The organism is Micrococcus sp. HMSC31B01 (assembly GCF_001816085.1).
Taxonomy (GTDB): domain Bacteria; phylum Actinomycetota; class Actinomycetes; order Actinomycetales; family Micrococcaceae; genus Micrococcus; species Micrococcus luteus.
In genome coordinates, this window is the sequence record NZ_KV825108.1 from 1 (window position 1) to 7,408 (window position 7,408).

General features: G+C 72.5%; 7 protein-coding genes. All 7 read left to right on the plus strand.

Going from position 1 to position 7,408, the window contains the following annotated elements; genetic code table 11:
- Positions 1-543: alpha/beta fold hydrolase (locus HMPREF3105_RS06025; protein WP_070708975.1), on the plus strand; the 543-nt coding region annotated here is incomplete at its 5' end.
- 159 nt (positions 544-702) lie between these two features.
- Positions 703-1,857: a LysM peptidoglycan-binding domain-containing protein gene (locus tag HMPREF3105_RS06030; protein WP_070708976.1), complete on the plus strand. Its 1,155-nt coding sequence runs from the start codon at positions 703-705 to the stop codon at positions 1,855-1,857.
- 167 nt (positions 1,858-2,024) lie between these two features.
- Positions 2,025-3,146 carry a peptide chain release factor 2 gene (gene prfB, locus HMPREF3105_RS06035; protein WP_049147200.1) on the plus strand — a complete coding sequence of 374 codons (1,122 nt, stop codon included), beginning with the start codon at positions 2,025-2,027 and terminating at the stop codon, positions 3,144-3,146.
- Positions 3,147-3,363: 217 nt separating this feature from the next.
- A complete protein-coding gene (locus HMPREF3105_RS06040; protein ID WP_041104337.1) occupies positions 3,364-4,431 on the plus strand; it encodes a 2,3-butanediol dehydrogenase in 1,068 nt (355 codons plus the stop codon).
- A gap of 190 nt (positions 4,432-4,621) precedes the next feature.
- Positions 4,622-5,830 (plus strand): acetyl-CoA C-acetyltransferase, encoded by a 1,209-nt coding sequence (locus tag HMPREF3105_RS06045; protein WP_070708977.1) that lies wholly within the window; start codon positions 4,622-4,624, stop codon positions 5,828-5,830.
- Positions 5,831-5,861: 31 nt separating this feature from the next.
- Positions 5,862-6,671 carry a CoA transferase subunit A gene (locus tag HMPREF3105_RS06050; protein WP_041104295.1) on the plus strand — a complete coding sequence of 270 codons (810 nt, stop codon included), beginning with the start codon at positions 5,862-5,864 and terminating at the stop codon, positions 6,669-6,671.
- On the plus strand, positions 6,668-7,333 hold the full coding sequence (locus HMPREF3105_RS06055) for a CoA transferase subunit B (RefSeq protein ID WP_036381762.1): 666 nt from the start codon (positions 6,668-6,670) through the stop codon (positions 7,331-7,333). The genes HMPREF3105_RS06050 and HMPREF3105_RS06055 overlap by 4 nt, the downstream gene beginning before the upstream one ends.
- The last annotated feature ends 75 nt before the right edge of the window (positions 7,334-7,408 follow it).

Sequence of the window (7,408 nt, forward strand, 5' to 3'; positions counted from 1 at the left end):
TGGGCGGCGCAGGCCGGCCCCGTGCCGGGGCTGCTGATCGGCCACAGCACGGGCGGGGTCATCGCGCTGCGCGCCGTCGCCGACGGGCTGGTGCGGCCCCGCGCCCTCGTGGTCATCTACTCGAACGTCCCGGTGACGGACACCGCCCTGGCCGCCCGGGCGGCCAAGGCCCGCCTCGCCGCCCGCCCGGACTGGCGGAGCGTGCTCCGCGCCTCGCTCGCGCGGGACCTCCTCGTCCCGGAGCCGTGGCGCGAGCGGATCCTGACCGACCTGGACGCCACGCCGGACCATCCGATGCGCGAGCTCTGGGCCGCCGTCCTCGCCGCGGACACCCGTGCCCTCTGGGCCGGCATCACCGTCCCGACGCTATACGTGCGCAGCACCCGGGACGTCCACCAACGGGACCTGGACGCGGTCACGCAGCACGCCACCGTCGTCGATGTCAGCACGGGCCACTGGCCGCACGTCACGGAGCCCGAGGCCGTCGCGGCGGCGATCCGCCGCTGGCACGCGACCGTGGCCACCCAGGCTTCCCACCGCTGACCGCGCGCCCGCCGCCGACCGATCATGTGTGCCCCTCCGAAGCGGGCAACGCGTCGAGACGTCCCGCGCGCCGTACACTGATCTGACCGCATCCGGTGTGACGCACGTCTCGAGTGGTCAGTCCGGCGGAAGCCCGTCCTCCCCGCCTGAAAGCCCCGCATGAACCGCTCCATCCTCGGCACGCGCCTCGGCGCCTCCGTCCTCGTCGTCGCCGCCCTGGTCTCCGCGGCCCCGGCCGCCCCGGCGGTCACCTCCACCTCCGGGACGACGACCACCACCGCGACCACAGGGCTCGCGCCGGGCACCTACCTGGCCCAGTCTGGGGACACGTGGGCGTACATCGCCCCACGCGTGGGCGTCGAACTCGCGGACCTGCTCCGTGCCAACGGCGCCACGACCAGCACCGCGATCCGCGCCGGCCAACCCCTCGTCCTTCCGGCCGTTTCGAAGCACCTGCCGGCCACCTCGCGCACCGGCACCCCCTACTCCGGGCCGATGGCCCCCTCCTCGGCCGGTCGCCGGGTGACCGTGATCGGCGACTCCATCGCCCTCGGCGCGGCGTCCCTGATGAACCTCGAAATGCCGGGCCTGACCATCGACGCCCGCGAGGGCCGCACCTTCGCCCAGGGCCTGACACGCCTGGCCGAGCTCAAGCAGGCCGGCCGCCTCGGTGACGTCGTCGTGCTCGGCCTCGGCGTGAACGACGGCGGTGCCACGGCCACCCAGGTCCGCCAGGCGATGAACCTCGTCGGGACCGGACGCACACTCGTGCTGGTCACGGCCTCCGGCCCGGTCGCCTGGGAGACGTCCACCAACACGGCGATGCGCAACCTCGCCGCCACCTACCCCAGCCGCGTGGTGGTGGCGGACTGGAAGCGAGCCTCGGCCTACGTGACGGACTTCCGCGAGGACCGCATCCACCCCCGCGGGCAGGGTGCGAGCGTTTACGCGCGTCTGGTCCGCCTCGCCGTGGACACCGCGCCGGTGCTGCGGTCCACGACACCCCGGACCGTCACGGTCCAGGCCGGCGACACCCTGAGCCTCATCGCCATCCGCTACGGGGTTACCGGCGGCTGGCAGGCGCTGGCCACCCTCAACAAGATCTCCGACCCGTACGTGATCCGCATCGGCCAGACCCTGCTGCTGCCCACCACCTCCACCACGACGACGCCGGCCACCTACACCGTGCTCCCCGGCCAGGGCTGGTACGCGGTGTCCCGCGCCACGGGCGTCCCGGTCACCCAGCTGCTCAGCCTGAACGGCGCCACGTTGACCACCGAGATCCACCCGGGCCAGCGGCTGCGCCTCCGCTGACCAGACGGGGACGGTGGGCCGGCGGCCCTCCGGCGACCCACCTTCCCGAACCCCACCTGCTCCCCACCGCACCGCTGTTCCTGGACGTCGCGCGGGTCTCGGCCCGGGAGGACTCGTCGTCACCGGCCGCGACCGGCGTCCACCCCACGCGGTAGGCTGGCCGAATCATGGCTGACACTGACTTCTCCGCGGAGATCGACTCCCTGCGCCACACCCTGGCCTCCATCGAGCAGGTCTCGGACCTCGACCGCATCAAGGCGGACATCGCCGAACTGGAGCAGCAGGCCTCCGCACCGGACCTCTGGGACGACCCGGAGGAGGCCCAGAAGGTCACCTCCAAGCTCTCCCACCGTCAGACGGACCTCAAGCGCATCACCTCCCTGGAGAGCCGCATCGAGGACCTGGAGACCATGGTCGAGCTCGCCGCGGAGGAGGACGAGCCCTCCCTCCTCGACGACGCGAACCAGGAGCTGACCTCCATCCGCAAGGCCCTGGAGGAACTCGAGGTCGTCACGCTGCTCAGCGGCGAGTACGACCAGCGCGACGCCGTCGTGACCATCCGCGCGGGCGCCGGCGGCGTGGACGCGGCCGACTTCGCCGAGACCCTCATGCGCATGTACCTGCGCTGGGCCGAGCAGCGCGGCTGGTCCACCAAGGTCATGGACACCTCCTACGCGGAGGAGGCCGGCCTGAAGTCCGTAACCTTCGAGGTCAACGCGCCCTACGCGTTCGGCACCCTCTCCGTGGAGGCCGGCACGCACCGCCTCGTGCGCATCAGCCCCTTCGACAACCAGGGCCGCCGCCAGACGTCCTTCGCGGCGGTCGAGGTGGTGCCGCTGATCGAGTCGGACGACTCCATCGAGATCCCCGAGTCCGAGATCAAGGTGGACGTGTTCCGCTCCTCGGGCCCCGGCGGCCAGTCCGTGAACACCACGGACTCCGCCGTCCGCATGACGCACCTGCCCACCGGCATCGTCGTGTCCATGCAGAACGAGAAGTCGCAGATCCAGAACCGTGCCGCCGCCCTGCGCGTGCTCCAGTCCCGTCTGCTGCTGCTGCGCAAGGCCGAGGAGGACGCGAAGAAGAAGGAGATGGCCGGCGACGTCAAGGCGTCCTGGGGCGACCAGATGCGCTCCTACGTGCTGAACCCGTACCAGATGGTCAAGGACCTGCGCACGGGCCACGAGGAGGGCAACCCCTCCTCCGTGTTCGACGGCCACATCGACGATTTCGTGGACGCCGGGATCCGCTGGCGCGCCGAGCAGGTCAAGGCCGCCCAGGAGGACTGAGCCCCACGGCGCGGCCCCGCCGCCCAGGCCACCACGACGCCGGCCCGCACCTCCGCAGTGAGGCGCCGGCCGGCGTCGCCGTTCAAGCCCCCGCAGGGGCCTCGGGCCTGGCCCGGGAGACCGGCCCGGTGGGATGCTCGAAGCACCGGGCAGGCGCCCCCGCGCGCCGGTCCGGCACCAGACTCCATTCCCACCCAGGAGGTCGACCAGCATGACCATGCGCGCCGCCCGTTGGCACGGCAAGAAGGACATCCGCATCGAGGAGATCGACTCGCCCACGGCCGGCCCGGGGCAGGTCCTCGTGGACGTCGCGTGGTGCGGCATCTGCGGCACGGACCTGCACGAGTACCTCGAGGGCCCGATCTTCATCCCGCCGGCCGGGCACCCGCACCCGATCTCCGGCGACGCCGCCCCCGTCACGCTCGGCCACGAGATGTCCGGCACCGTCGCCGCCCTGGGCGAGGGCGTCACGGACCTCGAGGTCGGCCAGAAGGTCGTCGTGGAGCCGTACATCGTGCGCGAGGAGGACCGGGACCGACCGGACTACAACCTCGCGCCGGACATGAACTTCATCGGCCTGGGCGGCGACGGCGGCGGACTGGCCGAGCAGATCGCGGTGCAGCGCCGCTGGGTCCACCCGGTGGCCGACTCCGTGCCTCTCGACCAGGCCGCGCTCATCGAGCCGCTCTCCGTGGCCCACCACGCGTGGGTGCGGGCCGGCTCTCCGACGTCGGGCGTGGCAGTGATCGGTGGCGCCGGCCCCATCGGCGCGCTCACGGCGGCCGTGCTCAAGGGCAAGGGCCTGACGGTGTACGTCTCCGAGCTCTCGGAGCTGCGCCGCCAGAAGGTGCTCGAGGCCGGCGTGGTAGACGAGGCATTCGACCCCCGCGAGGTGGACGTGCCCGCGAAGATCCGCGAGCTGCACGACGGCCAGGGCGCGGACGTGGGCTTCGAGTGCACCTCGGTGGACGTGGTGCTGGACATGCTGCTGGACGCGGTGCGTCCCGGCGGGGTGATCGTCAACGAGTCCATCTGGGGCCACGAGCCCGCCGTGGCCCTGCACAAGCTGGTGATGAAGGAGATCGACCTGCGCGGCACCATCGCGTACGCGAACGACCACGCGGACACCATCCGCATGGTCGAGGACGGCGCCGTGGACCTCGCGCCGTTCATCACCGGCAAGATCGGCCTCGACGACCTGGTCGACCAGGGCTTCGAGACCCTCATCCACCACAACGAGACGGCCGTGAAGATCCTCGTCTCGCCCACCGGCCAGGGCCTCTGAGGCTCCGGCCCGATCCCCGGACGTCCCGACGACGGCCCGCACCCGCGCGCTGCGGGTGCGGGCCGTCGTGGTCCCTGTGCCGCGGCGCGCCGTCACAGACGCGTCGCTCCCTGGCGCGCCTGTGACCGGGGTCATAGACTGCATTTGAGTGAATCGTGATGAACCGAGTTGAACGTCCCAGGAGGACCGCATGACCGCCGAGCTGCCCCAGCCTCAGCCCACCGATGCCGTGATCGTGGGCGGTGCCCGCACGCCCTTCACCCGGCTGCTCTCGCAGCAGGCCGACCTGCGCGCCGTGGACCTGGGCGCCCACGCGATCACGCACGCGCTCGAGCGCGCCGGCGTGGCCCCCGAGGACGTGGACATGGTCTACATGGGCCAGGTCGTGCAGGCCGGCGCGGGCCAGAACCCGGCCCGCCAGTCCGCGCTCGCCGCGGGCATCCCGTGGAACGTCCCGGCCATGACGATCAACAAGGTGTGCCTGTCCGGCCTCACCGCCGTGATCGACGCCGCCCGTCTCATCCGCCTCGGCGAGGCGGACGTGGTGGTGGCCGGCGGTCAGGAGTCCATGACCAACGCCCCGCACCTGCTGCCCGGCGCGCGCAAGGGCTTCAAGTACGGCCCGGCCACCATGCTCGACGCCGTCGCGTGGGACGGCCTCACCGACTCCCTGAGCCACGAGGCCATGGGCGAGCTGACCGAGTCCGGCAACGGCGAGCGGAACATCGCCCGCGCCGAGCAGGACGAGGTCGCCGCGGCCTCGCACCAGCGGGCCGCCCGGGCCCAGTCCGAGGGCGTCTTCGAGGGCGAGATCGCCCCGGTGGAGATCCCGCAGCGCAAGGGCGACCCGCTGGTCGTCTCCCAGGACGAAGGGGTCCGCCCGGACACGACCGCCGAGTCGCTGGGCGCCCTGCGCCCGGCGTTCGCGAAGGACGGCACCATCACGGCCGGCAACTCCTCGCCCCTGTCCGACGGCGCCGCCGCCCTCGTGGTGACCTCGCGGGCCTTCGCCGAGGAGAAGGGCCTGACGATCCTCGCCACGGTGGGCGCACCCGGCCAGACCGCCGGCCCGGACAGCTCGCAGCTGCACTCCCAGCCCTCGGACGCGATCAACGCCGCCGTGCGGAAGCAGGGCTGGGACGTGGCCGACCTTGACTTCATCGAGATCAACGAGGCGTTCGGCGCGGTGGCCGTGCAGTCCCTGCGCGACCTCGGCTACCCGCACGAGAAGACCAACATCCACGGCGGCGCCATCGCCCTGGGCCACCCGATCGGCGCCTCCGGCGCCCGGCTGGCCCTGCACGCCGCCCTCGAGCTCGACCGGCGCGACGGCGGCCGCGCGGCCGTCTCGCTCTGCGGCGGCGGCGGCCAGGGCGAGGCCCTGATCCTCTTCCGCTGACAGACCGCCCCTGACAGAAAGGACCCCGGACATGGCTCTCGACAAGACCGTGGCCACGCCCGCCGAGGCGGTGGCGGACGTGCCGGACGGCGCGTCCCTGGCCGTCGGCGGCTTCGGGCTCTCCGGCAACCCCGTGCAGCTCATCGAGGCCCTGCTCGAGCAGGGCGCCACGGACCTGTCCGTCGTCTCCAACAACTGCGGCGTGGACGGCTGGGGCCTGGGCATCCTGCTCGGCGCGCGCCGGCTGCGGAAGATGACCTCCTCCTATGTGGGGGAGAACAAGGAGTTCGCCCGCCAGTACCTCAAGGGCGAGCTCGAGGTGGAGCTCGTCCCGCAGGGCACCCTCGCGGAGAAGCTCCGCGCCGGCGGCGCCGGCATCCCGGCGTTCTACACCCGCTCCGGCGTCGGCACCCAGGTGGCCGAAGGCGGCCTGCCCATGCGCTACGACGCGGACGGCACCGTGGTGAAGTCCTCGCAGGCCAAGCCCACGGACACGTTCGTGCTCGGCGAGGGCTACCTCAGCCAGACCCCGGACGAGCCCGAGACCTATGTGCTCGAACGCTCCATCGTCACCGACTTCTCCCTCGTGCACGCGTGGAAGGGCGACCGCCACGGCAACCTCGTGTTCCGCAAGGCCACCCGCCAGTTCGGCCCGCCCGCGGCCATGGCCGGCCGCGTGTGCATCGCGCAGGTGGAGGAGCTCGTCGAGCCCGGCGAGATCGACCCGGATGACGTGCACCTGCCCGGTGTCTTCGTGCACCGGATCGTGGAGGTCGGCACGGACATCGAGAAGCGGATCGAGAAGCGCACCGTGCGCGCGTCGGGGGAGGGGCGGGCATGAGCGAGCAGACCACCGGGCGCCCCCGGGGCCTGAGCCGCGACCAGATGGCGGCCCGCGCCGCGCAGGAGCTGCCGGACGGCGCCTACGTCAACCTCGGCATCGGCATGCCCACGCTGATCCCCAACCACATCCCCGCCGGGCGGTCCGTGGTGCTGCAGTCCGAGAACGGCATCCTCGGCACGGGCCCGTACCCCACGGAGGACGCCGTGGACCCGGACCTGATCAACGCGGGCAAGGAGACCGTCACCGTGAACCCGGGGGCGTCCTTCTTCGACTCCGCGCTGAGCTTCGGCATGATCCGCGGCGGCAAGATCGACGTCGCCGTCCTGGGCGGCATGGAGGTCTCCGCCGCGGGCGACCTGGCCAACTGGATGGTGCCCGGCAAGATGGTCAAGGGCATGGGCGGTGCGATGGACCTCGTCCACGGCGCCGGCCGCGTGATCGTCATGATGGACCACGTGTCCAAGGACGGCACCCCCAAGATCGTCGACCAGTGCACCCTGCCGCTGACCGGCCGCGCCGTCGTCGACCGCATCATCACGGACCTGGCCGTGATCGACGTCGTCGGCACCCCGGAACAGCCCCGCCTGGCGCTCGTGGAGACCGCGCCCGGCATCACCGAGGAGCAGGTCCGCGCGCTCACCGGCGCGCCCCTGGACTGAGCCGACGACGCCGCCCCGCGGCCCCGGCGCACCGCCTCGGCGGGCATCGGGCCGGCACGGGATAGACTGGACGGG